Source organism: Pseudomonas sp. Pseusp10 (assembly GCF_059492225.1).
The window spans coordinates 330,942-357,937 of record NZ_CP168528.1 but is presented as its reverse complement, the minus strand read 5'-3'; the positions used below and the strand labels follow the sequence as shown (position 1 = coordinate 357,937).

The window sequence follows — 26,996 nt, the reverse complement described above, 5'->3', positions numbered from 1 at the left end:
AATGAACAAGTCCACCTTGGCTTTGGCCGTGACCGTTGGGGTTTTGGCGCAGCAGGCAGGCGCCGCAGGTTTCCTGGAAGACAGCAAGGCGTCCATCAGCTCTCGCACCATGTATTACGACGCCGATATGCGTGAAGGGGCGAGTACTCCAGCCAACCGTCAGCGCGAAACCGCTGAGGGTCTGAAGTTCGACTACCTGTCCGGTTTTACCCAAGGTACTGTCGGCTTCGGTATCGATGCTCAGGCACTCGTCGGTATCCACCTGGATGGCGGCAAGGGGCATCACCCTACCGGTAACAGCAACTCATTCTTCCCTAGCGATGGCAATGAGGCGGCCGACGAGTGGAGCCGTCTGGATGGCAACGTCAAGGCGCGCTTCTCGAAGACCGAAGCCCACCTGGGTGGCGCTCTGGCACCGAACCTGCCGATCCTGATCGCGAACGACAGCCGTCTGCTGCCGCAGACCTTTGAAGGTGGCACCATCACCTCCAAAGAAATCGACAATGTGACCTTCAACTTGGGTCAACTGGAGCACGCGTCGGGTCGCGCCTCCTCGAACTCCACTGGCCTGTCTGTGGCTGGCGCTACTGAGGACAGTAATAAATTCCAATACGCCGGTGCTGACTGGAAGGTCACCAAAGACCTCTTGCTGCAGTACTACTATGCGAACCTGGAAGATTTCTACAAGCAGAACTTCCTCGGCCTGGTGCACGTCTACCCGATCGCGGCCAATCAGTCGTTCAAGACCGATATCCGTTATTTTGACAGCAGCTCCGACGGCAAGAACGGCGATCCGGGTTTCCGTTTCAACAACAACAACGGTTTCGCCAAGAACCCGGGTGAGGTCGATAACAAGACCTGGAGCGCCACGTTCACCTATACCCTGGGTGGCAACGCGTTCCTGCTCGGACATCAGCGTGTCAACGATGACGGCGGCTTCGTTTTCCTGAACCAAGGCAACCTTGTCGATAGCAACGGTAATCCTGAAGGTGCCGGCGGCGCGAGCTTCTACTCCTTTACCGACGCCACAGTTGGCAGCTTTATCCGTGCCGGTGAAAACACCACGTACGGTCAGTACTCCTATGACTTCGCCTCCCTGGGCGTGCCAGGCTTGAAGGCTTCGATTGCTTACTTGAATGGCCAGGACATCAAGGCTACCAATGGTGTTGGTAAAGACCTGAGTGAGCACGAGACCGACGCGCGTATTGATTACGTGATTCAAACGGGCGCACTGAAAGGGTTTGGCACGACGCTGCGTCACGGTACCTACCGTGGCAACACCAGCACCCTTGACCAGGACCAGACCCGTCTGATCTTCAACTACACCTACAGCTTCATGTAAAAACCGCAAGAAAAAGCCCCGTCGGTTGGCGGGGCTTTTTTTTGTGTCGAACTTCATATTCCATAAACAAAGATGCTATTTCTTTTTTATTCTTTTTGGTTTTTAACCATCCCGCTTAAAGTGCGCCTGTCCGACACTCATCCCTGAGCTCGGATTCGGCAATTTCGTCCCTCGACAATTGATCAGGTTCAGGAATTGGCCTTGCCGCCGATACCTCGGATCTGTCGTGGGAAGCAATATTCCAATACGGCATTAAAAAACATTAATAAATTCTTTTTGGCTTTAAGGCCATGTATCCTGCGGCCCGCCAAACGACCGGCCTAGACGGTTTACCGCGAGTTTATGCATTCAGGATCCCGGGCATTCGATTCGGGACCAGAAACATCAGAATTAGAAACGAGAGGAGCGAAACATGAACAAGTCCACCTTGGCCATGGCTGTGGCCGTCGGGGTATTGGCCCAGCAGGCTAGCGCCGCGGGTTTCATCGAAGACAGCAAGGCAACATTGGGGCTGCGCAACTTCTACATCAATACCGACAACCGTGACGGTGCCGGTGCCAACAAAAACGAAGAATGGGGCCAGGGCTTCGATCTGCGTTTCATCTCCGGTTACACCCAAGGCACCGTCGGCTTCGGTATCGATGCAATCGGTTTGCTGGGCGTCAAGCTGGATTCGGGTGGCGGCACCAACGGCGCCACGGCGACCTCTTACGGCGGCACGGTTTTCCCGAGCAAATCCAACGGCGAGGCGGTTGATAATTTCTCCAGCCTGGGCCTGACTGCCAAGGCCAAGGTTTCCCAGACCGAACTGAAGCTGGGTACCCTGCAGCCGAAAAACCCGGTGATCGTGACCAACGATGGTCGTTTGCTGCCGCAAACCTGGCAGGGTGGCCAGATCACTTCCGCCGAGATCAAGGACCTGTCGCTGGTCGGTGGTCAGATCGAAGCCGTTAAAGGCCGTAACTCCAGCAACAACGAGCAGATGTCGATTTCCGGTGCGAACACTCGCGGCACCAAATTCCGCGACAGCAACAAGTTCATCTACGCCGGTGGTGACTACAAAATCACCAAGGACCTGACGGCCCAGTACTACTACGGCAAGCTGGAAGAGTTCTACAAGCAACACTTCCTGGGTCTGGTTCACAACTGGGCAATCGGCCCGGGTGTGTTGAAGTCGGATTTCCGTTATTTCAACAGCTCTGATGATGGTGCCAACGGTCACGACCCTCTGTTCTTCACCACCGGCAACTACAACGCGCCAAACGGTAAAGGCAAGGTCGACAACAACCTGTACAGCGGCCTGTTCCTGTATTCGGTTGCCGGTCATACCTTCGGTGGCGGTTACCAGGTCAGCAACGGCAGCAGCGACTTCCCTTGGCTGAACCAGGGTGACGGTTCGTCGAACTACACCATCACCGATTCGCAAATCCAGAAGTTCGGCCGTGCCGGCGAGAAAACCTGGCAAGCACGCTACTCGTTCGACTTCGCCAAAGTCGGCGTACCTGGCCTGACCGCGGGTCTGGTGTACCTGCACGGCGACAATATCGATACCGTTAACGCCAAGGGTGGGGAGGCGGCCAACGGTGCTTCCGAGTGGGAGCGCGATCTGAGCGTGGCTTACGTGGTTCAGGAAGGTCCGCTGAAAAACCTGGGTCTGACGTGGAAAAACGCTACCTGGCGCACCGACCTGCCGAACACGCGTTCGCAGGACGAAAACCGCCTGATCCTCAGCTACTCGATCCCGCTGTTGTAATAGCGCCCGCGTAACCGAGACAAAAAAAGCCCCGCCCGGTATTGCACCGGGCGGGGCTTTTGCATTTCCAAGACGGGTTCACCCCCGTAATCCCGCCTTGAATTTCCCTCTTTGCAGCAACTCAAGGCCTTCTCGAACCTTGGGGACGATGTTCGGCGGGTTGTGCGTGCACGTCCAGTGAACAGATCTTTAATATTTCTTTATGATCTAAATAAATTGATATTTATTCTTTTTAATAGATAAAAAACACAGGCACAGTTGAACCCATCAAGCACTCACAAGGAGCAGCACCATGGGTCTCAGACTTGGCGATATCGCCCCCGATTTCGAGCAGAATTCCAGCGCCGGCATCATCCGTTTCCATCAGTGGCTGGGCGATAGCTGGGGCGTGCTGTTTTCCCATCCGGCGGATTTCACACCGGTGTGCACCACTGAATTGGGCTTCACCGCCAGGCTCAAGGATGAGTTCGCCCAGCGTGGAGTCAAGGCCATCGCGTTGTCGGTGGACCCGGTGGAGTCGCACCACAAGTGGATCGAGGACATCAACGAAACCCAGGACACCGTGGTCAACTTTCCGATCCTGGATGACGCCGACCGCAAGGTCTCGGACCTCTACGACCTGATCCATCCCAACGCCAACGATACCCTGACCGTACGCTCGCTGTTCGTGATCGACCCGAACAAAAAGGTTCGGCTGACGATTACCTACCCGGCGAGCACCGGCCGCAACTTCAATGAAATCCTGCGAGTGATCGACTCGCTGCAACTCACCGACAACTACAAGGTGGCCACACCGGCCAATTGGCAGGACGGTGATGAGGTGGTGATCGTGCCGTCGCTCAAGGATGAGGATGAAATCAAACAGCGCTTTCCCAAGGGCTATCGGGCGGTTAAGCCGTATTTGCGACTGACGCCGCAGCCGAACAGGTAAGTCTTTGGCATTCGCGGTGTGGCTGATACCGCCATCGCGAGCAAGCTCGCTCCCACAGTTGACCACGTGCCCCCTGTGGGAGCGAGCTTGCTCGCGATAGCGGCCGATCAGACGCAGCAGGATTCAAAGTTTGCATCCACAAAGCAGGGGATTTCAGGCCGTTTCGACGGCCTGTTTTTTTGTCTGGAAGAAGTGAGCTTTAATATCTCTTAAACGAATAACCAAATGAATAAATATGATTTATAGATATATGAATCAGCTGTTAAGGTCACTACATCGAAGCGAGATCGCAAGCCGCGAATCGCCAACACCGTGCAAGGAATCGTCTGAATGTTGGTTGTCTCACTCGGTGGCAGTCCCAGTCAGCGCTCTCGTTCCGGGGTGCTGCTGGATCGCTCCCAACGTTGGTTGCAAGGGCAGGGCGTGGAAGTGGTGAGTTATCAGGTACGGGACTTCCCGGCCGAGGACTTGCTGCACGCACGCTTCGACAGCCCCAAGGTGATCGACCTGCTGCAACAGATTGAAAACGCCGATGGCCTGCTGATCGCCACACCGGTTTACAAGGCATCGTTTTCCGGAGCGCTGAAAGTCGTTCTGGATCTGCTGCCCGAACGCGCCTTGAGCCACAAAGTGGTTCTGCCGATGGCCACTGGCGGCAGCATCGCCCACATGCTGGCGGTGGATTACGCGCTCAAGCCGGTACTGTCGGCATTGAAAGCCCAGGAAATGCTGCAAGGGATTTTCGCCGTCGACAGTCAGATCGCTTACGGCGAAGGCAGCGCCCTGGCGCAGTTGGCGCCGGAGCTGGAGCAACGGCTGAATGAATCGCTGGAGCTGTTTTTCAGCGCCATGGCACGACGGCCCAAGCCGCTCGATCCGAACCTGTTGAATGATCGTTTGCTGAGTGCTCGCTGGAGCATTTAAGCCTCACCGAAAATTGAAGTACTGGCCTTACTCGCCCGCCAACGGGCAAGCAGGTGCAGCCAAAACCCAACTGCAAAAAGGAGAGCGCCATGCGCCCTGTCATTTTGCGTCGTGGTCTGGTCGCTCTGTTTGCTGCGGCTGTCACCTTCGGCGCCATTACTCAAGCTCAGGCCGAGACATTACGCATCGGCTATCAAAAGTACGGCACTCTGGTGCTGCTCAAAGCCAAAGGCACCCTGGAAAAACGTCTCGCCGCCCAAGGCGTGGACGTGCAATGGACTGAATTCCCCGGTGGCCCGCAACTGCTTGAAGGCCTGAACGTCGGCTCCATCGACTTCGGCGTTACCGGCGAAACACCGCCAGTGTTCGCTCAAGCGGCTGGCGCAGATCTGCTCTACGTCGCCTATGAACCGCCAGCGCCCCACAGCGAAGCGATCCTGGTGCCGAAGGACTCGCCGATCAAATCGGTAGCCGAGCTCAAGGACAAGAAAGTCGTGCTCAACAAAGGCTCCAACGTGCACTACCTGCTGGTGCGTGCGCTGGAAGATGCCGGCCTCAAGTACACCGACATCCAGACCGTCTTCCTGCCGCCGGCCGATGCCCGCGCCGCGTTCGAGCGTGGCAGCGTCGATGCCTGGGTGATCTGGGACCCGTACCAGGCCGCCGCCGAACAGCAACTGCAAGCGCGCACCCTGCGCGATGGCCAGGGCATCGTCGACAACCACCAGTTCTACCTGGCGACCAAGCCTTACGCACAAAAGAATCCTGAGGTGATCAAGACCCTGGTGGAAGAAGTGCGCGCGGTCGGCGAGTGGTCCAGGGCCAATCCCCAGGACGTGACTGAACAGGTGTCGCCACTGCTCGGCCTGCCGGCGGACATCACCCTGACCTCGGTGAAACGCCAGGGCTACGGTGCGCTGTTCCTCACCCCGGAAGTGGTTGCGGCGCAGCAGAAAATCGCCGACAGCTTCTACCAGCTCAAGTTGATTCCCAAACCGTTGAGCATCAAAGACGTGATCTGGACGCCGCCGGCCGCCGTTGCGAAAGCTCAGTAACCAGAGCTCAGAAACATAAGCCCAGTAAACCGATTCCCCAAGGAGACCACTCCATATGAGCCTCAATATCTTCTGGTTCCTGCCTACCCACGGCGACGGCCATTACCTTGGCACCGCCGAAGGCGCACGCGCCGTCGATCACGGTTACCTGCAACAAGTCGCGCAAGCCGCTGACCGCCTGGGTTTTGGCGGGGTGCTGATTCCGACCGGGCGTTCCTGCGAAGACTCGTGGCTGGTGGCGGCGTCGCTGATCCCGGTGACCCAGCGCTTGAAATTCCTTGTCGCCCTGCGCCCCGGGATCATTTCCCCGACGGTGGCGGCGCGGCAGGCCGCGACCCTGGATCGACTGTCCGGCGGACGGGCGTTGTTCAATCTGGTGACGGGCGGTGATCCGGAAGAGTTGGCCGGTGATGGCCTGTTCCTCAGCCACGAAGAGCGTTATCAGGCCTCGGTGGAATTCACCCGTATCTGGCGCCGCGTGCTGGAAGGTGAAACCGTCGATTACGACGGCCAGCACATCAGCGTGAAGGGCGCGAAACTGCTCTATCCGCCAATCCAGCAACCGCGTCCGCCGCTGTACTTTGGCGGTTCCTCGGAAGCCGCACAGGATCTGGCCGCCGAACAGGTGGAAATGGTCCTGACCTGGGGCGAACCACCGGCCGCCGTCGCGGAAAAAATCGAACAGGTCCGTGTCAAGGCCGCCAAGCTTGGCCGCACCGTGCGCTTCGGCATCCGCCTGCATGTGATCGTGCGCGAAACCAACGATGAGGCGTGGAAAGCCGCGGATCGGCTGATCTCCCATCTCGACGACGACACCATCGCTCGTGCCCAGGCTTCGCTGGCGCGTTTCGATTCGGTCGGTCAGCAACGCATGGCCGCATTGCATGGGGGCAACCGCAACAACCTGGAAGTCAGTCCGAACCTGTGGGCCGGAGTCGGTCTGGTGCGCGGCGGTGCCGGTACGGCGCTGGTGGGCGATGGTCCGACCGTGGCTGCCCGCGTGAAGGAGTACGCGGACCTGGGCATCGATACGTTTATTTTTTCCGGATACCCACATCTGGAAGAGTCGTACCGGGTGGCCGAGTTGCTGTTCCCGCACCTTGATGTCGAACGTCCTGAACTGCCGAAAAGTGCCGGCTACGTCAGCCCGTTCGGCGAGATGGTCGCCAACGACATTCTGCCCAAAGCCGCGTCGCAGAGCTGAGGCGCTGTCATGAAGAAAATCATCCACAGCCTGACGCCCTGGGCGTTGCCGATATTGTTGCTGGCGGTGTGGCAGTTGTCGGTGTCGGCGGGCTGGTTGTCGACACGGATCCTGCCGGCACCGATCGCCGTGATCGAGGCCGGCGTGAGCCTGGTGCGCAGCGGTGAAATCTGGACGCATCTGGCGATCAGTGGCTGGCGTGCCGCGTTGGGCTTCGCCATCGGCGGCGGCCTGGGCTTGACCCTGGGCTTCATCACCGGCCTGTCGAAGTGGGGCGAACGCTTGCTGGACAGTTCGGTGCAGATGATCCGCAACGTGCCGCACCTGGCGCTGATTCCTTTGGTGATCCTGTGGTTCGGCATCGACGAGTCGGCGAAGATTTTCCTGGTGGCGCTGGGCACGTTGTTCCCGATCTACCTCAACACCTATCACGGCATCCGTAACGTCGACCCGGCGCTGGTGGAGATGTCGCGCAGTTATGGCTTGTCCGGTTTCAGCCTGTTCTGGCAGGTGATCCTGCCGGGTGCGCTGCCTTCGATTCTGGTCGGCGTGCGCTTCGCCCTGGGTTTCATGTGGCTGACGTTGATCGTGGCGGAAACCATTTCCGCGAGTTCCGGCATTGGCTATCTGGCAATGAACGCCCGGGAGTTCTTGCAGACCGACGTGGTGGTGTTGGCGATTCTGCTGTACGCGGTGCTCGGCAAACTGGCCGACCTCGCGGCCCGTGGACTTGAACGTGTGTGGCTGCGCTGGCACCCGGCGTATCAGGTTGCCAAGGGAGGTGCGGCATGATCGCGGAGCAACCTCCACGCCTGCTGCGCGGGATTCCGCTGGCGGTGCGCAAGCTGCAAAAAACCTTTGGCTCGCGACAAGTCTTGCGTGAGATCGATCTGCACATTCCGGCGGGCCAGTTTGTCGCCGTGGTGGGTCGTAGCGGTTGCGGCAAAAGTACCTTGCTGCGATTGCTCGCCGGGCTCGATCGACCCTCGGGCGGTGAGTTGCTCGCCGGTGCTGCGCCATTGAGTGACGCGCAGGAAGACACGCGGCTGATGTTCCAGGAAGCGCGTTTGCTGCCTTGGAAAAAGATCATCGACAACGTCGGTCTGGGCCTCAAGGGCAACTGGCGGCCGCAAGCGTTGCAGGCTTTGGAGGCGGTTGGCCTGGCCGACCGCGCCAACGAGTGGCCGGCCGCGCTGTCCGGTGGACAGAAGCAACGCGTGGCTTTGGCTCGTGCGTTGATTCATCAGCCGCGCCTGCTGTTGCTCGACGAACCCTTGGGTGCGCTGGATGCCCTGACTCGAATTGAAATGCAGCAGTTGATCGAACGGCTCTGGCAACAGCACGGCTTCACGGTGTTGCTGGTGACCCACGACGTCAGCGAAGCGGTGGCGATTGCCGATCGGGTGATCCTGATCGAAGAGGGTGAAGTCGGCCTCGATCTGCACGTGGAACTGCCGCGCCCTCGGGTGCGCGGTTCCCATCGGCTGGCGGCGCTGGAAACCGAAGTGCTCAATCGCGTGCTGGCGCTGCCCGGCCAGCCGCCGGATCCGGAACCTGTTTCACCCTTGCCTACGCAATTGCGCTGGGCTCAATAACTCAAGTCTTACCCAACGACAGGAATCAACACCATGACTATCAAGGCCATCAACGTTCGCAACCAGTTCAAAGGCTCCATCAAGGAAATCGTCCTCGGCGACGTGCTGTCGGAAATCGACGTGCAGACCGCTTCCGGCATCGTCACTTCGGTGATCACCACGCGCTCGGTGAAAGAACTGGAACTGGCCGTCGGCAGTGAAGTGATCGCGTTTGTGAAATCCACGGAGGTGTCGATCGCCAAATTGTAATCGTGCGCGTAAACGACAACCCCGAAGGGTTTGAGCCCTTCGGGGTTTTTTGTGCGGGTGATTCAGTGACAGCCGAGGTGTTGCCATCGCGAGCAGGCTCGCTCCCACAGGGTTACTTGTCGTTCACAGAATCTGTATTCACTGAAGATCCTTGTGGGAGCGAGCTTGCTCGCGATGAGGCCAGAGGGGTCAGCACAAGAGTCAGGCCGGAATGCTGCGCTTGGGCAGATAGGGCGGCAGATACAACCCAAGGTAGGCATCAAACACCCGCATCCCTTCTTCAGCCATGCGCGGCGTAATCTGCCCGTGCTGCTGCACCGAACGCGCATACACCCGGTCGCCCAGCTCCATGGCCAAAGCAAACACATCAACGTCCCCCGGCAGCTTCGGCAGCTCGAAGTGGTGATCGAAGAGTTTGTGCATCAGGTCGCCCAGTTCGATGTCGTGCTGACGGTCGGCCTGGGTGACTTCGGTCAGGCCGTGCTGGGCCAGTATGAGTTGGCGGGCGGCGGCGTCTTCACCGTAGATGTCGAGCATGCGTTGTTCCACCAGTCGCGACAAATCGCGCCAGCCGCTCAAGGCGTCATGCTCGATCGGCGCTTGCAGGCAGGCGCGGAACGCAGCGTGGACGTCGGCGGTCAGGGCTTCGAGCAACGCCGGCACGCTGGCGAAGAAATGGTAGACCGAGGAGGGCGGAATCTCCGCGCGCTCGGCGACGCTGTAGATCGACAGACTGGCCACTCCCTCGGCGGCTAACAACGTGCGGGCCGCATCGAGTATCGAATCGATCCGGGCCTGGCTGCGTGCGCGGGGTTTACGGGGGGGGGCTACGCGTGTCATTGGAGTCTCCTGCGGGGCAGCGGGCATTGTACGAGTCGGGTTGTGTGTTGTCTGCCCGGACGCCTTCGTCGGAACGCCGCCCGGAGCAAGCCCGCTCCCACACTGGATTTGTGTTCAACGCAGATGTTGTGTTCGCAGAAGATCCCTGTGGGAGCGAGCTTGCTCGCGATCCGCCGAAGGCGGCCATAAAAAAACGCCGCAGGCTATCTGGCCGGCGGCGTTTCTTCACTACTGCAACCGCTTACACGGTATGCAGGTACCAGTTGTACTCGAGGTCGGAGATGGAGTGTTCGAACTCCTCCAGCTCGCTCTCTTTACAGGCCACGAAGATATCGATGTATTTCGGATCGATGTACTTGGCCATGACTTCGCTGTCGTCCAGCTCGCGCAGGGCATCACGCAGGTTGTTCGGCAGGCTCTGCTCGTTCTGCTCGTAGCTGTTGCCTTCCACCGGATCGCCTGGCTCGATCTGGTTGGTCAGGCCGTGGTGAATACCGGCCAGCACCGACGCCATCAGCAGGTACGGGTTGGCATCGGCACCGGCCACGCGGTGTTCGATACGTACGGAGTCTGGAGCACCGGTCGGTACGCGAACGGCCACGGTACGGTTGTCCAGGCCCCAGCTCGGCGAGTTCGGCACGTAGAACTGTGCGCCGAAACGGCGGTAGGAGTTGACGTTCGGGCAAAGGAACGCCATCTGCGCCGGCAGGGTCTCGAGCACACCGCCGATCGCGTGTCGCAGCGCGGCGTTCTGCTCGGGATCCTCGCTGGCGAAGATGTTGTTGCCTTCCTTGTCGAGAATCGAAATGTGCACGTGCAGACCATTACCTGCCTGGCCTGGGTAAGGCTTGGCCATGAAGGTGGTGTCCATCTCATGGTCATAGGCAATGTTCTTGATCAGGCGCTTGAGCAGGACCGCGTAATCGCAGGCCTTGATCGCGTCTTTCACATGGTGCAGGTTGACTTCGAATTGTGCCGGGGCACTTTCCTTGACGATGGCGTCAGCCGGGATGCCCTGTTCCTTCGCGCCTTCGAGGATGTCTTGCAGGCAGTCGACGTATTCGTCGAGGTCGTCGATCAGGTACACCTGGGTCGACATTGGACGCTTGCCGGACACTGGCGAACGAGGCGGTTGCGGACGACCGTTCACGTTCTCCTGGTCGATCAGGTAAAACTCCAGTTCGAACGCGGCGCAGATGGTCAGGCCCATCTCGTCGAACTTGGCCACGACTTGTCGCAGCACTTCGCGCGGGTCGGCGAAGAAAGGGTCACCTTCGAGTTCGTGCATGGTCATCAACAGTTGCGCGGTCGGGCGCTTCTGCCATGGCTCGTTGCACAGGGTATCGGGGATTGGATAGCAGATTCGATCGGCGTCGCCGATGTCCAGGCCCAGGCCGGTGCTTTCCACCGTGGAGCCATTGATATCCAGAGCAAATAGAGAGGCCGGCAGGTTGATGCCTTTCTCGTAAACCTTGTGGAGGCTGGTGCGTTCGATGCGCTTGCCGCGCACCACACCATTCATATCCGCAATCAGAAGGTCAACGTACAGAACCTCAGGATGTTCCTTAAGGAACGCGTTCGCTTCGTTAAGCTGAACGGCACGCGGGGGTACCGACATGATGCAACACCTTTGTTGTTAAAAATATCAATCATTGATCTTTTCAGATTCCAGTCAACCCGAACGGCATGCCGAAGTCAAGCGAGGCCTTTTTTGCCCTAAAAAAGCGCTCGTGTGGCTTTTTTGAAGCACTTTTGGGCGTTTTTACTCCGCTTGGCGCGGTGACGGCCGCGGGCTTGAGCGGGCCGTGTTGTATTTTTTACGGGGGTGTTGTGTAAAAAAATGAACAAGGCTAAGCTCGAATCAAACCCATAACAGCAATAATACCGGGGTGCTTCATGTCTCGCCTGCCGATAATCGGCGTCACCGACTGCTCAAGACAGGTCGGTCGGCATGCTTATCACATCAGTGATGGCACGTCCGTCCGTTCCGTGGCCTCAGCGGTTCCGGTGATCCTTCCGTCCCTGACGGTTCAACCGTCCCCGTCCGTTATTCTGGACGGTCGCGATGGCACCCCCATTACGGTTACTCCATTCAATATAGAACCGATTCACAATAGCGGCCTGACCATCGTTCAGGGCACCGCTCGCGATTCTGCACGCCCGGCTTCTGCAGCCGTGTCGGCAAGCACGATAATCTGCCGCGCAAACGCTCTACAACGCGACGCCGATGCGTCAAACAACGCCTGACCTTGAAGGGGGCAGACAACTCAAGCCTAGAGGCATTTATGAGTAACAACCTCGACCAGCTCACCGATTGGTTGAAAAACCACAAGATCACAGAAGTCGAATGCATGATCGCCGACCTGACCGGGATTACCCGGGGCAAGATTTCGCCGACCAACAAATTCATCGCCGAAAAAGGCATGCGCCTGCCAGAAAGCGTTCTGTTGCAGACCGTGACCGGCGATTACGTCGAAGACGACATCTATTACGAACTGCTCGACCCGGCCGACATCGACATGATCTGCCGTCCCGACCAGAGTGCGGTGTACCTGGTGCCGTGGGCCATCGAGCCGACCGCCATCGTCATCCACGACACCTACGACAAGCAAGGCAACCCGATCGAGCTGTCGCCACGCAACGTGCTCAAGAAAGTCCTGAAACTCTATACCGACAAAGGCTGGCAGCCGATCGTGGCGCCGGAAATGGAGTTTTACCTGACCAAGCGCAGCGACGACCCGGACTACCCGCTGCAGCCGCCGATCGGTCGTTCCGGGCGCCCGGAAATCGGTCGCCAGTCGTTCTCCATCGAAGCGGCGAACGAATTCGATCCGCTGTTCGAAGACGTCTACGACTGGTGTGAACTGCAGGACCTGGACCTCGATACGCTGATCCACGAGGACGGCACCGCGCAGATGGAAATCAACTTCCGTCACGGCGATGCCCTGTCCCTGGCCGACCAGATCCTGGTGTTCAAGCGCACCATGCGCGAAGCCGCGCTCAAGCACGACGTGGCCGCGACCTTCATGGCCAAGCCGATGACCGGCGAGCCGGGCAGTGCCATGCACTTGCACCAGAGCATCATCGACATCGAGACCGGCAAGAACATCTTCTCCAACGAAGACGGGACCATGAGCCAACTGTTCCTGCACCACATCGGTGGCTTGCAGAAACTCATCCCCGAGCTGTTGCCGCTGTTCGCACCCAACGTCAACTCGTTCCGCCGCTTCCTGCCAGACACCTCGGCACCGGTAAACGTGGAATGGGGCGAAGAGAACCGCACCGTGGGCCTGCGGGTTCCGGATGCCGGGCCAAATAACCGTCGGGTGGAAAACCGCCTGCCGGGCGCCGATGCCAACCCGTACCTGGCGATTGCCGCGAGCCTGCTCTGCGGATACATCGGCATGGTCGAAGGCCTGAACCCGAGTGCGCCGGTGGTGGGTCGTGGCTATGAACGCCGCAACCTGCGCCTGCCGCTGACTATCGAAGACGCGCTGGAGCGCATGGAAAACAGCGCGACCATCGAGCGTTACCTGGGCAAAAATTTCATCACTGGCTACGTCGCGGTCAAGCGGGCCGAGCATGAAAACTTCAAGCGCGTGATCAGTTCGTGGGAACGGGAATTCCTGCTATTCGCCGTCTGATTCGCCGGGCGCCGCTGTTGTCGGGCGGCGTTCTCACCTGGACTTTTTAGGAGATTCGTATGACCAGCAACAATCCGCAAACCCGTGCATGGCAAACCTTGAGCAATGATCACCACCTGGCTCCGTTCAGCGACTTCAAACAGCTGAAAGAGAAAGGCCCGCGGATCATCACCAACGCCAAGGGCGTTTACCTCTGGGACAGCGAAGGCAACAAGATCCTCGACGGTATGGCCGGCCTGTGGTGTGTCGCGATTGGTTATGGTCGCGATGAACTGGCCGATGCCGCCAGCAAACAGATGCGCGAGCTGCCTTACTACAACCTGTTCTTCCAGACCGCGCACCCGCCGGTCCTGGAACTGGCCAAGGCTATCTCCGACATCGCGCCGCAAGGCATGAACCATGTGTTCTTCACCGGTTCCGGCTCTGAAGGCAACGACACCATGCTGCGCATGGTTCGTCACTACTGGGCGATCAAGGGCCAGCCGAAGAAGAAAGTCATCATCAGCCGCAAGAACGGCTATCACGGTTCCACCGTGGCCGGCGCGAGCCTGGGTGGCATGACGTACATGCATGAACAGGGCGACTTGCCGATCCCGGGCATCGTTCACATTGCCCAGCCGTACTGGTTCGCCGAAGGCGGCGACATGACCCCGGAAGAATTCGGTGTATGGGCGGCCAACCAGCTGGAAGAAAAGATTCTGGAAGTCGGCGTCGACAACGTCGGTGCCTTTATTGCCGAGCCGATCCAGGGCGCCGGCGGCGTGATCATTCCGCCAGACACCTACTGGCCGCGCATCAAGGAAATCCTCGCCAAGTACGACATCCTGTTCGTGGCTGACGAAGTGATTTGCGGTTTCGGCCGTACCGGCGAGTGGTTCGGTACCGATTTCTACGGCCTCAAGCCAGACATGATGACCATCGCCAAGGGCTTGACCTCGGGCTACATCCCTATGGGTGGCCTGATCGTGCGTGACGAAGTGGTAGACGTGCTCAATGAGGGCGGCGACTTCAACCACGGCTTCACTTATTCCGGGCACCCGGTGGCGGCGGCTGTGGGGCTGGAAAACATCCGTATCCTGCGCGACGAAAAAATTGTCGAGCGCGTGAAGTCAGAAACGGCACCGTATTTGCAAAAGCGTCTGCGGGAACTGAACGATCACCCGCTGGTGGGTGAAGTTCGTGGGGTCGGGCTGTTGGGGGCTATCGAACTGGTCCAGGACAAGGCCACTCGCAAGCGTTACGAGGGCAAGGGCGTCGGCATGATCTGCCGTCAGTTCTGCTTCGATAATGGCCTGATCATGCGCGCAGTCGGCGACACCATGATCATCGCTCCGCCTCTGGTGATCACACCGGCGGAAATCGATGAACTGGTGACCAAGGCTCGCAAGTGCCTTGACCTGACCCTGAGTGCATTGCAGGGCTAAGTGCTAGGCTCTGAGCGAAGGTCCAACGTTCTGCATATGAAGTAGGAACTTTCGCTCAGAACTGTCAGAAAGCGTGGCCGTTTCCTTGAAAGACCGATGTGGATCTTGCCAGACTAGCCGCGGTTCCAGTTGCCCGGGTTCGGCCGCTGAACAAAGTGGTTCAAAAAAGAAAAATTTGGAGCATGACGCATGAAGGCATTAGGTAAAAAGCTTGCAGGCAAGACACTTCTCGCCCTGTCCGTCGCGGGCATGATGGCGGGTGCGGTTCAGGCGGACGACAAGGTGTTGCACGTCTACAACTGGTCCGACTACATCGCTCCGGACACCATCGCGAACTTCGAGAAAGAGTCGGGGATCAAGGTCGTTTACGACGTATTCGATAGCAACGAAACCCTGGAAGCCAAACTGCTGGCGGGCAAGTCCGGCTACGACGTGGTCGTGCCATCGAACAACTTCCTGGCCAAGCAGATCAAGGCCGGCGTATATCAGGAGCTGGACCAGTCCAAGCTGCCTAACTGGAAAAACCTGAACCAGGATCTGCTCAAGGCCGTTTCGGTCAGTGACCCTGGCAACAAGCACGCCTTCCCGTACATGTGGGGCTCGATCGGCATCGGTTACAACCCGGAGAAGGTCAAGGCTGCGTTGGGCGTCGACACCATCGACTCCTGGGACGTGCTGCTCAAACCGGAAAACATCGCCAAGCTCAAGGGTTGCGGTGTGAGCTTCCTCGATTCGCCGACCGAAATGCTCCCGGTCGCGCTGCACTACCTGGGTCTGCCAACCGACAGCCAGAAGAAAGAAGACATCAAGAAAGCCGAGGAACTGTTCCTCAAGATTCGTCCTTCGATCACCTACTTCCACTCCTCCAAGTACATCTCGGACCTGGCCAACGGCAACATCTGCGTAGCGGTTGGCTACTCGGGTGACGTTCAGCAGGCCAAGTCCCGTGCTGCAGAGGCGGGTGACAAGGTCAAAGTCAGCTACGCCATTCCGAAAGAAGGCGCTGGTAGCTTCTTCGATATGGTTGCAATTCCCAAGGATGCCGAGAACGTTCAGGGCGCCTACAAGTTCATGACCTTCCTGCAGAAGCCTGAAGTCATGGCGGGTATCACCAACGCCGTACGCTTCCCGAACGGTAACGCCGCTGCAACAGCTCTGGTAGAAAAAGACATCACCAGCGATCCAGGCATCTACCCGCCAGCCGATGTGCAGGCCAAGTTGTATGCCATCGCCGACCTGCCAGCGGCAACCCAGCGTGAAATGACCCGCAGCTGGACCAAGATCAAGTCGGGCAAGTAAGTAGTTAAACCTTGTAGGAGCGAGCTTGCTCGCGAAAAAAGCCGGAACACCGCAGGGTGTCAGGCACCACGCGTTATCGTTGACGACCATCGCGAGCAAGCTCGCTCCTACAAGGGTCTGCATAAAAGTTTTGCTGGAACGGTTTTTCGAGGGTAAGTTGCGCGCCGGTTTTGTTGCCGGGCAACCACGGTTGTCATGTAACGCGGGGCAACTTGGGCCCAACTAATTTTAGAGGACCTCCACTTGCCTGTTTTTTCTTTGTTGCGCAATGCCATGCTGGTTGGCGCCGGGCTGACGATTGCAGTCAGTGTTCAGGCCGCCGGCAGCGTGCATATTTATAACTGGTCGGACTACATCGGCGAGACGACACTGGCCGACTTCCAGAAAGACACCGGTATCAAGCCGGTTTATGACGTCTTTGATTCCAACGAAACCCTGGAAGGCAAGTTGCTCGCCGGGCGTACCGGCTACGACGTGGTCGTGCCGTCGAACCACTTCCTCGGCAAGCAGATTAAGGCCGGGGCATTCCAGAAGCTCGACAAGTCGCAGTTGTCGAACTATTCGAACCTCGACCCGGTGCTGCTCAAGCGCCTGGAACAGAACGATCCGGGTAACCTGTACGCCGTGCCGTACCTGTGGGGCACCAACGGCATCGGTTACAACGTCGACAAGATCAAGGCTGTGCTGGGTGTCGACAAGATTGATTCCTGGGCTGCGGTGTTCGAACCGGAGAACATCAAGAAGCTGAACAGTTGCGGCGTGGCGTTCCTCGATTCTGCCGATGAAATGATGCCGACGGTCCTCAACTACATGGGCCTGAACGCCAACAGCACCAACCCCGAAGACTACAAAAAGGCCGAAGCCAAATTGCTGGCAGTCCGGCCTTACGTGACCTACTTCCACTCCTCCAAATACATCGCGGATCTGGCCAACGGCGATATCTGCATCGCGATCGGCTTTTCCGGCGACATGTTCCAGGCCCGCAACCGCGCGGCTGAAGCGAAGAAAGGCGTGAACATCGCCTACTCGATTCCCAAGGAAGGTGGTGCGCTCTGGTTCGACATGCTGGCAATTCCGAAGGACTCGGCCAACGTCAAGCAGGCCCACGCCTTCATCAACTATTTGCTGAAGCCTGAGGTAATTGCCCAGGTCAGTGATTACGTCGGCTATGCCAACCCTAACCCGGGGTCGGACAAACTGATGGAACAGTCCATTCGCACCGACGAAGCGGTTTACCCACCGCAAGAGGTGCTCGACAAGACCTACGTGTCGGTCGAGTTACCGCCGAATATTCAACGTTTGATGACCCGCAGCTGGACCAAGGTCAAGTCGGGTAAATAGTTTCAAGGCTCAGACTATCCAGGTTGGCTCACCTTGAGCGAACTGCACTCTTTTTTTTTGGGAGTTTCGTAAATGGCAGTTGCCTCCGGCGCCTATAAGAAAGCCCTCGAGGGCGACCAGCAACCTAAGCAGGTGCTGGTCAAAATCGACCGGGTCACGAAGAAGTTCGACGAGACGATTGCCGTGGACGATGTGTCCCTGGAAATCAAGAAAGGCGAAATTTTCGCCCTGCTCGGCGGTTCGGGATCGGGCAAATCCACTTTGCTGCGCATGCTCGCCGGTTTCGAGCGACCGACCGAAGGCCGGATCTTCCTCGATGGCGTAGACATCACCGATATGCCGCCGTACGAGCGTCCGATCAACATGATGTTCCAGTCCTACGCGCTGTTCCCGCACATGACCGTGGCGCAGAACATCGCCTTCGGTCTCAAGCAGGACAAGATCCCGAACGCTGAAATCGACGCCCGCGTGGCCGACATGCTCAAGCTGGTGCAGATGAGCCAGTATGCCAAGCGCAAGCCGCATCAGTTGTCCGGTGGTCAGCGTCAGCGCGTGGCCCTGGCCCGTTCCCTGGCCAAGCGACCGAAACTGCTGCTGCTCGACGAGCCGATGGGCGCACTGGACAAGAAACTGCGCTCGCAAATGCAGCTGGAGCTGGTGGAGATCATCGAGCGCGTCGGCGTAACCTGCGTGATGGTGACCCACGACCAGGAAGAGGCCATGACCATGGCCGAGCGCATCGCGATCATGCACCTGGGCTGGATCGCCCAGATCGGCAGCCCGATCGACATCTACGAAACCCCGACCAGCCGCCTGGTCTGCGAGTTCATCGGCAACGTCAACATCTTCGACGGTGAAGTGATCGACGACGCCGAAGGCCACGCGACCATCACCTGCAAAGACCTGGACCGCAAGATTTATGTCGGCCACGGCATCAGCACCTCGGTGCAAGACAAATCCGTGACCTACGCGATCCGTCCGGAAAAACTGCTCGTGACCCCGACCATGCCGACCTGCGAATACAACTGGTCCAGTGGCAAGGTGCACGACATTGCCTACCTCGGCGGTCACTCGGTGTTCTACGTCGAATTGCCGAGCGGCAAGATCGTCCAGTCCTTCGTGGCCAACGCCGAACGCCGTGGCGCTCGTCCGACCTGGGGTGATCAGGTCTACGTGTACTGGGAAGACGACAGTGGCGTGGTACTTCGCTCATGAACATGCGCAAACTCAAACGCCGACTCAATCGAATAATTCCCGGTGGCCGCCAACTGGTCATCGGGGTTCCCTTCATCTGGTTGTTCCTGTTCTTCATGTTGCCGTTCTTCATCGTCCTGAAGATCAGCTTCGCCGAAGCGGACGTGGCCATTCCGCCGTACACCGAAATCTACAGCTACGCCGAGCAGAAGCTGCAACTGCTGCTTAACCTGGGCAACTACGCGATGCTGGGCGGTGACGAGCTGTACATCGCCGCTTACCTCGGCTCGTTGAAGATGGCGTTTTTCAGCACCATCCTCTGCCTGTTGATCGGCTACCCGATGGCCTACGGCATCTCCGTTGCCCGCAAGGAAGTGCAGACGGTGCTGGTGCTGCTGATCATGATGCCGACCTGGACTGCGATCCTGATCCGCGTTTATGCGTGGATGGGCATCCTCAGCAACAACGGCCTGCTCAACGGTTTCCTGATGAGTATGGGCTGGATCGACGAGCCGCTGCAGATCCTCAACACCAACCTGGCGGTCTACATCGGCGTGGTTTATTCCTACCTGCCGTTCATGATCCTGCCGCTGTATGCCAACCTGGTGAAGCACGACCAGAGCCTGCTGGAGGCAGCGTCGGACCTGGGTTCGAGCACCTTCAACAGCTTCTGGAAAATCACCGTGCCGCTGTCGAAAAACGGCATCATCGCCGGCTGCATGCTGGTGTTTATCCCGGTGGTGGGCGAATTCGTGATCCCGGAACTGCTCGGCGGTCCGGAAACCCTGATGATCGGTAAAGTGCTCTGGCAAGAGTTCTTCAACAACCGTGACTGGCCGGTGGCGTCTGCCCTGGCGGTGGTGATGCTGGCGATCCTGATTGTGCCGATCATCCTGTTCAACCGCAGTCAGGCCAAGGAAATGGAGGGTAAAGAATGAAGCGCTTCCGTTTCTCCAGCCTGATGCTGGTACTGGGTCTGTTGTTCATCTACCTGCCGATGCTGATCCTGGTGATCTACTCGTTCAACGCCTCGAAATTGGTAACGGTGTGGGGCGGCTGGTCGATCAAGTGGTACGTCGGCCTGCTCGACAACAGCCAACTGATGGGCTCGGTGGTGCGTTCGCTGGAAATCGCCTGCTACACGGCGGTGGCTGCGGTGGCACTGGGTACACTGGCGGCGTTCGTCCTGACGCGTATAACGCGCTTCAAGGGCCGTACCCTGTTCGGTGGCCTGGTCACCGCGCCGCTGGTGATGCCTGAGGTGATCACCGGTCTGTCGCTGTTGCTGCTGTTCGTGGCCATGGCGCAGATGATCGGCTGGCCGCAGGAACGCGGCATCGTCACCATCTGGATCGCCCACACCACGTTCTGTGCGGCGTATGTGGCGGTGGTGGTCTCGGCACGCCTGCGCGAGCTGGACCTGTCCATTGAAGAAGCAGCCATGGACCTCGGTGCGAAACCGTGGAAGGTGTTCTTCCTGATCACCATCCCGATGATCGCGCCGTCACTGGCAGCGGGCGGCATGATGTCCTTCGCCCTGTCCCTAGATGACCTGGTGCTGGCGAGCTTCGTGTCGGGTCCGGGGTCTACGACCTTGCCGATGGAAGTGTTCTCGGCGGTACGTCTGGGTGTCAAACCCGAGATCAATGCCGTGGCCAGTCTGATCCTGCTGGCGGTGTCGATCGTGACTTTCATGGTCTGGTTCTTCAGCCGTCGCGCCGAAGAAAGCCGCAAGCGTGCGATCCAGCAAGCGATCGAAGAAGCGGCAGCCGATTCGTGGAAGCAACCGGACGTGCGTCGCGCGCAGGCACCGGAAGCGGCTTGAGCCTGAAGTCGGGTTGACCACGCTCTTGTGATCAACCTAATCCTCTGTAGGAGCGAGCTTGCTCGCGAAGGTGTGTCAGTCGAGGTCTATGTGGCTGATTCACCATCGCGAGCAAGCTCGCTCCTACAAAGTTTTTTATGCAGTCCAAGGGGATTTGCGGATGACCTCGACGAAGTTCATCGGTTTGAACCCCGGCTCCTGATCCACCAGAACATCAGTCTTCACGTTACCGAACGTGGTCTGCGGACGATGGCGCAGGCCGTCGGCAAACGCGCAGATGATGCACTCCTTGAATCCCTCGCCCCGTGGATGGGCATGCACCACCGCTTCGCGCTGCGCGGCGGGGAACGCCGCGTAATCCATGCCCAGCACGTCCATTTCGACACCCGCCGTGACCAGCGCTACGGTGGGTCGCAAGTGCTGAGGCACGCCCGGTGTGGTGTGCAGGGCAATCGATAGCCAGACCTGTTCGATATCGTCATCGCTCAGTCCGTAAGGCTTGAGAAACGCTGCTGCCGCGTTGGCGCCATCGACTTCGAATCGTTCGTTATCACTGCGATGACCTTGCACCAGGCCCAGGTCATGGAACATTGCCCCGACGTACAGCAACTCCGGGTTGTAGGCCAGTTGCTTGCGCTCACCGCTCAGAGCGCCGAACAGGAATACCCGGCGCGAATGGTGGTAGAGCAGGTCCGATTCGATGTCACGGATGTATTCGGTGGTGGCCTTGGCCAATGCGCTGTCGGGGATCCTGATGCCGGCGATGGTGGTGCTCATGGAGTTTTCCTCGTCGTATACGCCTTGGCGGCGCTGAGGGTTTCAGTCTGTTCCGGCCCCCGAAGCCGGACAATCGATCCATGGCTGCGATCCCGGCCAATGAGCGTGCATATCGCGCCAACCTCGCTTGTTGCGCTTGGTTTGGCTAGGGTGCATGCATACCTTGTAGGAGCGAGCTTGCTCGCGATGGATGTCAACGAAGACGAGGGTTGCCTGAATGAACGCGGCGTCCTCACGTCCATCGCGAGCAAGCTCGCTCCTACAGGTGTGCGTTGCCATTCAATGCCATCAGAGACGTTTCGAACCATGAGTAAATCCGTTGCCATCGTGGTCTTCGCCGGCGTCCAGTCGCTGGACGTCACCGGACCCATGGATGTGTTTTCCGAGGCCAACCGTTTTCTTGCCCCGGCAGATCACTATCGTCTGGAGGTGATTGGTGTCGAACACGGGATGATGGCGTGCTCCAACGGGTTGGCACTCAATGCCCATCGGCATTTCAGCGAAGCGCTGGAGGGGTACGACTTGTTATTGGTAGCGGGCGGGCCGCAGCTGCCGTTCATGAGTTTCGGCGCGGCATTCGACACTTGGCTACGAGAAGCCTGCGGGCGGGCGCAACGGTTTGGCTCGATCTGCAACGGCGCCTTCATGCTCGCCCGGGCCGGGTTGCTGGAGGCGCGCACGGTCACCACCCACTGGAGTGATGCGTCAGCGCTGGCGACGTTGTGCCCGTCGACCCGGGTTGAAGCGGACCGCCTTTACATGGAGGACGGGGAGTTGTTCACCTCCGCGGGGGTCACGGCGGGGATCGATCTGTCCCTGTATCTGCTGGGCCGGGATCACGGGCCGGAAGTGGCACTGAACGTCGCCAAGCGGCTGGTGGTGTTCACCCAGCGTTCGGGCGGACAGTCGCAGTTCAGTCCCTTCCTCACGCCCCATGCCGAACCGGACTCGGCGGTGGCGATGGTCCAGCATTACGTGCTGGCCAACCTGACGGGCGACCTGACTATCGCCGACCTGGCCAATGCAGCCAACATGAGCGCGCGCAATTTTTCCCGGGTGTTTGCCAGGGAAGCGAAAATCACCCCGGCCGAGTTCGTCGAGCGCGCGCGGGTCGATGCGGCGCGGGTGATGCTCGAAAGCACCCGTGCGCCGCTCAAGACCGTGGCCTATCAATGCGGCTTTCGCGATGCCCAGCACATGCGCAGCGTGTTCAATCGCAGGCTGGGGGTGACGCCGCAACAGTTCCGGCTGAACTTTGCGGCGATGGTTTGAACTGACATTTTGTTGCCTGTGAGGGCCTCTTCGCGAGCAAGCTCGCTCCCACAGGTTTTTCTGGTGTTCACAGAATTTGTGATCAACAAAGATCCCTGTGGGAGCGGGCTTGCCCGCGAAGGGGTCGGTTCAGCCAATGCAAAATTACTGAGCCGCCCGCGCCGGCAACAGCTTCAAGGTGCTGCGGGTATTGGCCGCGACTTCTTCGTCATTGAGATGCGCCTGGAAATACATCCCCTCGATGTAGGCCTCAGCCTGATCATCATAGTGACTGTCGAACGGTATGCCGCTCTGGCCAACCGGGTTGACGGTCAAACTGTGGGCCGGGTCGGCGAAGTCGATCAGGCGGCGGGTCGAGGGGCCGTAGGTGACAGGCCATGGTGCCGGGCCGATTTTCGCCGAGAGGTTGTTCGGCACTTCATGACTGCCGGGTGCGGCGAAGGGGCCGACGTTGAAGATCAGGTCCAGCGGCTTTTGCTGCCCCAGCGGATGACCATGGGTCAATGTGTGCGCATTGCCCCACTGCCACTGTGTGAAGTCTGCACCGAGGGTGGTCTTGAGGTGCGCGATGCTGGCCTGCCACGCAGCCTTGACCGTATCGGCACGGGTTTCGTTGCCGAGGGTGTCGCGGTTGTCCCACCACGGCGAATCGGCACTGGCGGCCAGGCGGGGTAGCGCGGCGTCGATCACCCGGGTCGAGAGCAGCGTCTCGAAGAAGTCGTTACCCAGCTCATCGTGCATCGTCGCTTCAGCCAGGTTGAACAGGAACTGGTTGAACAGCGTTGCGCTGGTCGAATCGAGCGGGTAATCGCCTTTCCACTGGGCCAGTTGCTCCACGAGCTTGAGCTCGGCGGGATCGCTCACCACTTCGCGCAGCACCGGCAACAGTGGCGCCAACAGGCGCGGGCCGTAGGCGGTGGTGGTGCCCAGTTGCAGCGTCTGGCTGTTTTCCAGGTCCCATTTGACGGCTTTGTCGCCAAGCTGGCGATTGAGCTGCTGGCCGCGATCGGCAAGGTTGTAGTAGCCGGGAATCTCCATGCCGGTCGGCGTCACCGGCTGGAAGTTGGCCGAGACGATGTAGCCCCGCGCCGGGTTTTCTTCCTGGGGGTTGGCCGTGAACGGGTAGAAGCCGTCCTTGTCGGCCTCGGTGGTGCTGCCGTCGAGGATGAACCACGGGCGTACACCCGCCGGGCGCTTGGGCAATTGCGCAGCCGCCCACCAGCCGATGTCACCCTTGGCATTGGCCCAGACCACGTTCAGGCCCGGTGCCTGGATTTTTGCCGCGGCACCACGGGCCTTGGCCAGGGTGTCGGCGCGATTGAGCTGGTAGAAGCCCTCCAGGATCGGATTCTGGCTTTCGAGAAACGCCCACCACATGGCAATCGGCGTTTTGCCGACGGCGTTGCCCAAGGCATCGTTGACGATCGGACCATGGGGCGATTGACGCAGCACCAGCGTCACTGGTTCCTGACCCTTGACCGCAATCTTCTGTTCGCTGGTGACCATGTCCACCCATTTTCCGCGATACCAGACCTGATTGGGGTTGTCCGGGTTGACCTTCTCGGCGATCAGGTCGAGGTCATCGTTCTGGAACATGGTGATGCTCCAGCCGAAGTCACGGTTCATGCCCAGGGAGGCGAACGGCATCAAGGCCTGATAGTGGCCGTAGAGTTCAAAGCCCGGTGCCGAGAGGTGCGCTTCGTACCACACCGACGGCGCGGAAAAACGGATATGCGGATCGCCCGCCAGCAGCGGCTTGCCGCTTTGGGTCCGGTTGCCTGCGACGACCCACGCGTTGCTGCCTTCGAACTGTGGCAGGCCATTGTCAGCCAGGGCTTGTTCGCTCAGGCGGGCGAGGGCGTTGAGGTCTTTCCAGTCGGCGCTGGCCAGTGAGGGCGCGGTCCCGTTGAGCACGCCTTTGGGCTGCCAGTCGAGATCGAAGATATTCAGGTATTCGGGGCCCAGTTGATCGCGCACGAATGTCAGCAAGGGTTCGGTACGAAATGCCGCGGCAAAACTGTAGGCCATGTAACCGGCGATGCTGATGGTGTCCTGGGCCGTGAACGGGCGTTTTGGAATGCCCAGCACGTCGAACTCCACGGGTTTGGCGTGGCTGTCCTGATACTGGTTGATGCCGTCCAGATAGGCTTGCATGGCGATGAAGGAGGGCGACTGCTTGTCGAGATTCGCAAAGTAGGTTTCGGCGCGTTCGCGAATGCGCAGGCTGCGCATCAGTTTGTCGGTGTCGAGCAATTTTGGCCCGAGCACTTCGGCCAGTTCGCCACGGGCCAGGCGACGCAGGACTTCCATCTGGAACAGGCGGTCCTGGGCATGCACATAGCCGAGGGCGCGGTACAGGTCGGTTTCGTTGTCGGCGCGGATGTGCGGGATGCCGCGCTCGTCGTAACGCACGGTGACGGAGCCTTGCAGGTGTTGCAGTTCCACCATGCCCTGGCGTGACGGCTGCTTGCTGTAGAGGTACCCGCCGGCCCCGGCGGCCAGCACGACGATCAACAGCGCGAGAGCGGTCAGGCTGCGTTTCATGGCGACTCCTTGTTGTTATGGTGATTCCTGGTGCCACTGTGTAACACGGTGCATCGGTTTGGCGCATCGCCCGTAGGAGGGATTCGTATTACCGCGTCTTTCCCTGTTTCGCCGGATCGACAGGCCATGGGCAGTAACACCCCACGGCCAGTGTGTGCGTGACGCTCACCGCTCGGCCTTCATCGAGCGCTTGCAGGATCGGTTCGATAAAGCTGTTGCTGGAATTGCAGGTCAGGCCTTCGCTGTAGGGGCCGAAGTACGCCAGTTTGCCGCTGCGGTCCCAGATCGCCACGGCCGGGCTGGCGGGGACCTGTTCGGAGCCGGGCAGGATGTCGATGGATTTGAGGCTGCTCAAGGTGCCCGGTAACTGGCCGTGGCTACCGGTTTTTTGCACGGCATAGAACTCCACGCCATGGGGTGCATAGCGCTCGACCAGTTCGCTCAGGTGTTGTTGATTGCCGACATTGCACGGGCAGGCCGGGTCCCAGAAATGCACCAGGCGGATGGCGCCAGGGCCGGCGAGGGATTCGGGAAGGCGCAGCGGATCCCCCGAAAACATCGCCGTGTGCTCGCTGAACGCCCGCAGGTAACGCCCCTGGAACCAGTCGTAGGCCGCCCACAGCACGCCGGCACACACCACGGCGAGCAGGCTGGCAAACAGGGTGGTGCGAAAGGGCGGGCGCATCGGTTCAATCCTCGAAGGCCGGCTAGCTTGCCATGCTTGCCGCGACAGAAGAATATCGCAGGCCTATAAAGTCCGTTTCACGTTCTGGAATCGTCCATGCCGGCTACCTTCGACCCCGATCTTCTACGCGCAAGCCTGTTGCCACTGGCGGCCGGGCAGCCGTTGTCGGTACAGGCGCAGGCTTACCAGCGATTCTACGGACTGGATTTTGCGCAGCGTCAGGTGCGCAGTGGCCTTGGGCGATTCGAGGTCGATGGATATGAGTTGGTCAGCCAGTTCTGGTGGCCCGAGCAGGCCAAGGCGACGCTGTTTGTCATCCACGGTTTCTACGACCACACCGGGCTCTACCGGCATGTGATCGAGTGGGCGCTGGACCAGGGCTTTGCGGTGATTGCCTGCGACTTGCCGGGGCATGGCCTGTCCAGCGGCGAACGAGCAAGCATCAAGGATTTCGCCGAGTATCAGGACGCGTTGCAAGGGTTGTTCAGCGAGGCGCAATCCCTCGACTTGCCGCAGCCTTGGCACCTGTGCGGGCAGAGTACCGGCGGGGCGATCGTGATTGATCATGTGTTGAATGCGGGAGCGAACAGCCCGGCCCAGGGCCAGGTGATTCTGCTGTCGCCGCTGGTGCGGCCGCGGGCATGGGGTTGGTCGCAACTGAGTTACTACCTGCTCAAGCCTTTCGTCAAAGCCATCGCCCGGCGCTTCAGCGAGAACTCCAATGACCCGGCTTTTCTGCCGTTCCTGCAAGCCGATCCGTTGCAGCCGCTGCGCCTGCCGACGGCCTGGGTGGGTGCATTGGCGCGCTGGATCAAACGCATCGAGACCGCACCCACGAGTAGCCGCCGGCCGTTGATCGTGCAGGGGCAGGCCGACATGACGGTGGATTGGGAGCACAACCTGGAAATGTTGCGGGGCAAGTTTGATCGGCCACAGGTGCTGATGCTGCCTGAGGCACGGCATCATCTGGCGAATGAGACTCTGGTGATGCGGCAGGAGTATTTCGGGTTTTTGACCAGGCGGATCAAGGGGCGTAATCCTTAGCGTCTGTTCCGGCCCCATCGCGAGCAAGCTCGCTCCCACAGGTTTTTCGGTGTT

23 protein-coding genes are annotated in these 26,996 nt (G+C 59.3%); 18 read left to right on the top strand and 5 right to left on the bottom strand.

Annotated features, from left to right (window positions below; translation table 11 throughout):
- The first annotated feature begins 1 nt into the window (after window position 1).
- The 9 genes from ACEN8Z_RS01590 to ACEN8Z_RS01550 all read left to right on the top strand — a co-directional run bounded on the left by ACEN8Z_RS01590 (window position 2) and on the right by ACEN8Z_RS01550 (window position 9,053).
- Entirely contained in the window at window positions 2–1,342 is a 1,341-nt protein-coding gene (locus tag ACEN8Z_RS01590) for an OprD family outer membrane porin (protein ID WP_495596586.1), read from the top strand.
- A gap of 412 nt (window positions 1,343–1,754) precedes the next feature.
- Window positions 1,755–3,095 (top strand): OprD family porin, encoded by a 1,341-nt coding sequence (locus tag ACEN8Z_RS01585; protein ID WP_495596585.1) that lies wholly within the window; start codon window positions 1,755–1,757, stop codon window positions 3,093–3,095.
- A gap of 292 nt (window positions 3,096–3,387) precedes the next feature.
- On the top strand, window positions 3,388–4,026 hold the full coding sequence (locus tag ACEN8Z_RS01580; RefSeq protein ID WP_477797416.1) for a peroxiredoxin: 639 nt from the start codon (window positions 3,388–3,390) through the stop codon (window positions 4,024–4,026).
- Between the two features lie 330 nt (window positions 4,027–4,356).
- Entirely contained in the window at window positions 4,357–4,950 is a 594-nt protein-coding gene (gene ssuE, locus ACEN8Z_RS01575) for an NADPH-dependent FMN reductase (protein ID WP_007993145.1), read from the top strand.
- An 89-nt stretch (window positions 4,951–5,039) separates the two neighbouring features.
- Window positions 5,040–6,005: a sulfonate ABC transporter substrate-binding protein gene (locus ACEN8Z_RS01570; RefSeq protein WP_495596584.1), complete on the top strand. Its 966-nt coding sequence runs from the start codon at window positions 5,040–5,042 to the stop codon at window positions 6,003–6,005.
- Between the two features lie 55 nt (window positions 6,006–6,060).
- A complete protein-coding gene (ssuD, locus tag ACEN8Z_RS01565) occupies window positions 6,061–7,209 on the top strand; it encodes an FMNH2-dependent alkanesulfonate monooxygenase (protein ID WP_495596583.1) in 1,149 nt (382 codons plus the stop codon).
- Window positions 7,210–7,218: 9 nt separating this feature from the next.
- On the top strand, window positions 7,219–8,001 hold the full coding sequence (ssuC, locus tag ACEN8Z_RS01560; protein ID WP_495596582.1) for an aliphatic sulfonate ABC transporter permease SsuC: 783 nt from the start codon (window positions 7,219–7,221) through the stop codon (window positions 7,999–8,001).
- Window positions 7,998–8,804, top strand: coding sequence for an aliphatic sulfonates ABC transporter ATP-binding protein (gene ssuB / locus ACEN8Z_RS01555; protein ID WP_495596581.1), 807 nt, complete (start codon window positions 7,998–8,000; stop codon window positions 8,802–8,804). The genes ssuC and ssuB overlap by 4 nt, the downstream gene beginning before the upstream one ends.
- Window positions 8,805–8,837: 33 nt before the next feature.
- Window positions 8,838–9,053 (top strand): TOBE domain-containing protein, encoded by a 216-nt coding sequence (locus tag ACEN8Z_RS01550; RefSeq protein ID WP_007967989.1) that lies wholly within the window; start codon window positions 8,838–8,840, stop codon window positions 9,051–9,053.
- A gap of 201 nt (window positions 9,054–9,254) precedes the next feature.
- Here the strand turns inward: ACEN8Z_RS01550 and ACEN8Z_RS01545 are convergent, their stop codons facing one another.
- Together ACEN8Z_RS01545 and ACEN8Z_RS01540 are read right to left on the bottom strand one after the other, a co-directional pair.
- Complete coding sequence (locus ACEN8Z_RS01545) at window positions 9,255–9,893, bottom strand: TetR/AcrR family transcriptional regulator (protein ID WP_495596580.1); 639 nt, start codon at window positions 9,891–9,893, stop codon at window positions 9,255–9,257.
- Window positions 9,894–10,134: 241 nt separating this feature from the next.
- Entirely contained in the window at window positions 10,135–11,511 is a 1,377-nt protein-coding gene (locus tag ACEN8Z_RS01540) for a glutamine synthetase family protein (protein WP_007993134.1), read from the bottom strand.
- A 667-nt stretch (window positions 11,512–12,178) separates the two neighbouring features.
- On the opposite strand from ACEN8Z_RS01540, the gene ACEN8Z_RS01535 reads away from it, so the two are divergent.
- The 7 genes from ACEN8Z_RS01535 (at window position 12,179) to ACEN8Z_RS01505 (ending at window position 20,620) form a co-directional block, all read left to right on the top strand.
- On the top strand, window positions 12,179–13,537 hold the full coding sequence (locus tag ACEN8Z_RS01535; protein WP_008048742.1) for a glutamine synthetase family protein: 1,359 nt from the start codon (window positions 12,179–12,181) through the stop codon (window positions 13,535–13,537).
- 59 nt (window positions 13,538–13,596) lie between these two features.
- Complete coding sequence (locus ACEN8Z_RS01530; RefSeq protein WP_495596579.1) at window positions 13,597–14,961, top strand: aspartate aminotransferase family protein; 1,365 nt, start codon at window positions 13,597–13,599, stop codon at window positions 14,959–14,961.
- A gap of 189 nt (window positions 14,962–15,150) precedes the next feature.
- Window positions 15,151–16,260 carry a polyamine ABC transporter substrate-binding protein gene (locus tag ACEN8Z_RS01525; protein ID WP_007993128.1) on the top strand — a complete coding sequence of 370 codons (1,110 nt, stop codon included), beginning with the start codon at window positions 15,151–15,153 and terminating at the stop codon, window positions 16,258–16,260.
- A 243-nt stretch (window positions 16,261–16,503) separates the two neighbouring features.
- Entirely contained in the window at window positions 16,504–17,601 is a 1,098-nt protein-coding gene (locus ACEN8Z_RS01520) for a polyamine ABC transporter substrate-binding protein (RefSeq protein ID WP_495596578.1), read from the top strand.
- A gap of 72 nt (window positions 17,602–17,673) precedes the next feature.
- A complete protein-coding gene (locus ACEN8Z_RS01515) occupies window positions 17,674–18,816 on the top strand; it encodes an ABC transporter ATP-binding protein (protein WP_007993125.1) in 1,143 nt (380 codons plus the stop codon).
- A gap of 35 nt (window positions 18,817–18,851) precedes the next feature.
- Entirely contained in the window at window positions 18,852–19,733 is an 882-nt protein-coding gene (locus tag ACEN8Z_RS01510; RefSeq protein ID WP_495598075.1) for an ABC transporter permease subunit, read from the top strand.
- Entirely contained in the window at window positions 19,730–20,620 is an 891-nt protein-coding gene (locus tag ACEN8Z_RS01505) for an ABC transporter permease subunit (RefSeq protein ID WP_413421897.1), read from the top strand. Before ACEN8Z_RS01510 ends, ACEN8Z_RS01505 begins: the two co-directional genes overlap by 4 nt.
- Before the next feature lie 135 nt (window positions 20,621–20,755).
- On the opposite strand, the gene ACEN8Z_RS01500 is transcribed toward ACEN8Z_RS01505, so the two are convergent.
- Entirely contained in the window at window positions 20,756–21,397 is a 642-nt protein-coding gene (locus ACEN8Z_RS01500; protein WP_495596577.1) for an HD domain-containing protein, read from the bottom strand.
- Window positions 21,398–21,703: 306 nt separating this feature from the next.
- Here ACEN8Z_RS01500 and ACEN8Z_RS01495 point away from each other — a divergent pair, with 306 nt between their 5' ends.
- Entirely contained in the window at window positions 21,704–22,669 is a 966-nt protein-coding gene (locus ACEN8Z_RS01495; protein ID WP_495596576.1) for a GlxA family transcriptional regulator, read from the top strand.
- A 144-nt stretch (window positions 22,670–22,813) separates the two neighbouring features.
- On the opposite strand, the gene ACEN8Z_RS01490 is transcribed toward ACEN8Z_RS01495, so the two are convergent.
- Together ACEN8Z_RS01490 and ACEN8Z_RS01485 are read right to left on the bottom strand one after the other, a co-directional pair.
- Complete coding sequence (locus ACEN8Z_RS01490) at window positions 22,814–25,213, bottom strand: penicillin acylase family protein (protein WP_495596575.1); 2,400 nt, start codon at window positions 25,211–25,213, stop codon at window positions 22,814–22,816.
- An 88-nt stretch (window positions 25,214–25,301) separates the two neighbouring features.
- Window positions 25,302–25,898 carry a DUF6436 domain-containing protein gene (locus tag ACEN8Z_RS01485; RefSeq protein WP_495596574.1) on the bottom strand — a complete coding sequence of 199 codons (597 nt, stop codon included), beginning with the start codon at window positions 25,896–25,898 and terminating at the stop codon, window positions 25,302–25,304.
- Between the two features lie 96 nt (window positions 25,899–25,994).
- Between ACEN8Z_RS01485 and bipL the strand changes: the two genes are divergently transcribed.
- Entirely contained in the window at window positions 25,995–26,942 is a 948-nt protein-coding gene (gene bipL / locus ACEN8Z_RS01480; RefSeq protein ID WP_495596573.1) for a phospholipase BipL, read from the top strand.
- The last annotated feature ends 54 nt before the right edge of the window (window positions 26,943–26,996 follow it).

Bases quoted from the DNA above. Each gene is read 5' to 3' on its own strand.
- ACEN8Z_RS01590 (WP_495596586.1), top strand. From the start codon at position 2: ATGAACAAGTCCACCTTGGCTTTGGCCGTGACCGTTGGGGTTTTGGCG.
- ACEN8Z_RS01585 (WP_495596585.1), top strand. From the start codon at position 1,755: ATGAACAAGTCCACCTTGGCCATGGCTGTGGCCGTCGGGGTATTGGCC.
- ACEN8Z_RS01580 (WP_477797416.1), top strand. From the start codon at position 3,388: ATGGGTCTCAGACTTGGCGATATCGCCCCCGATTTCGAGCAGAATTCC.
- ssuE (WP_007993145.1), top strand. From the start codon at position 4,357: ATGTTGGTTGTCTCACTCGGTGGCAGTCCCAGTCAGCGCTCTCGTTCC.
- ACEN8Z_RS01570 (WP_495596584.1), top strand. From the start codon at position 5,040: ATGCGCCCTGTCATTTTGCGTCGTGGTCTGGTCGCTCTGTTTGCTGCG.
- ssuD (WP_495596583.1), top strand. From the start codon at position 6,061: ATGAGCCTCAATATCTTCTGGTTCCTGCCTACCCACGGCGACGGCCAT.
- ssuC (WP_495596582.1), top strand. From the start codon at position 7,219: ATGAAGAAAATCATCCACAGCCTGACGCCCTGGGCGTTGCCGATATTG.
- ssuB (WP_495596581.1), top strand. From the start codon at position 7,998: ATGATCGCGGAGCAACCTCCACGCCTGCTGCGCGGGATTCCGCTGGCG.
- ACEN8Z_RS01550 (WP_007967989.1), top strand. From the start codon at position 8,838: ATGACTATCAAGGCCATCAACGTTCGCAACCAGTTCAAAGGCTCCATC.
- ACEN8Z_RS01545 (WP_495596580.1), bottom strand. From the start codon at position 9,893: ATGACACGCGTAGCCCCCCCCCGTAAACCCCGCGCACGCAGCCAGGCC.
- ACEN8Z_RS01540 (WP_007993134.1), bottom strand. From the start codon at position 11,511: ATGTCGGTACCCCCGCGTGCCGTTCAGCTTAACGAAGCGAACGCGTTC.
- ACEN8Z_RS01535 (WP_008048742.1), top strand. From the start codon at position 12,179: ATGAGTAACAACCTCGACCAGCTCACCGATTGGTTGAAAAACCACAAG.
- ACEN8Z_RS01530 (WP_495596579.1), top strand. From the start codon at position 13,597: ATGACCAGCAACAATCCGCAAACCCGTGCATGGCAAACCTTGAGCAAT.
- ACEN8Z_RS01525 (WP_007993128.1), top strand. From the start codon at position 15,151: ATGAAGGCATTAGGTAAAAAGCTTGCAGGCAAGACACTTCTCGCCCTG.
- ACEN8Z_RS01515 (WP_007993125.1), top strand. From the start codon at position 17,674: ATGGCAGTTGCCTCCGGCGCCTATAAGAAAGCCCTCGAGGGCGACCAG.
- ACEN8Z_RS01505 (WP_413421897.1), top strand. From the start codon at position 19,730: ATGAAGCGCTTCCGTTTCTCCAGCCTGATGCTGGTACTGGGTCTGTTG.
- ACEN8Z_RS01500 (WP_495596577.1), bottom strand. From the start codon at position 21,397: ATGAGCACCACCATCGCCGGCATCAGGATCCCCGACAGCGCATTGGCC.
- ACEN8Z_RS01495 (WP_495596576.1), top strand. From the start codon at position 21,704: ATGAGTAAATCCGTTGCCATCGTGGTCTTCGCCGGCGTCCAGTCGCTG.
- ACEN8Z_RS01490 (WP_495596575.1), bottom strand. From the start codon at position 25,213: ATGAAACGCAGCCTGACCGCTCTCGCGCTGTTGATCGTCGTGCTGGCC.
- ACEN8Z_RS01485 (WP_495596574.1), bottom strand. From the start codon at position 25,898: ATGCGCCCGCCCTTTCGCACCACCCTGTTTGCCAGCCTGCTCGCCGTG.
- bipL (WP_495596573.1), top strand. From the start codon at position 25,995: ATGCCGGCTACCTTCGACCCCGATCTTCTACGCGCAAGCCTGTTGCCA.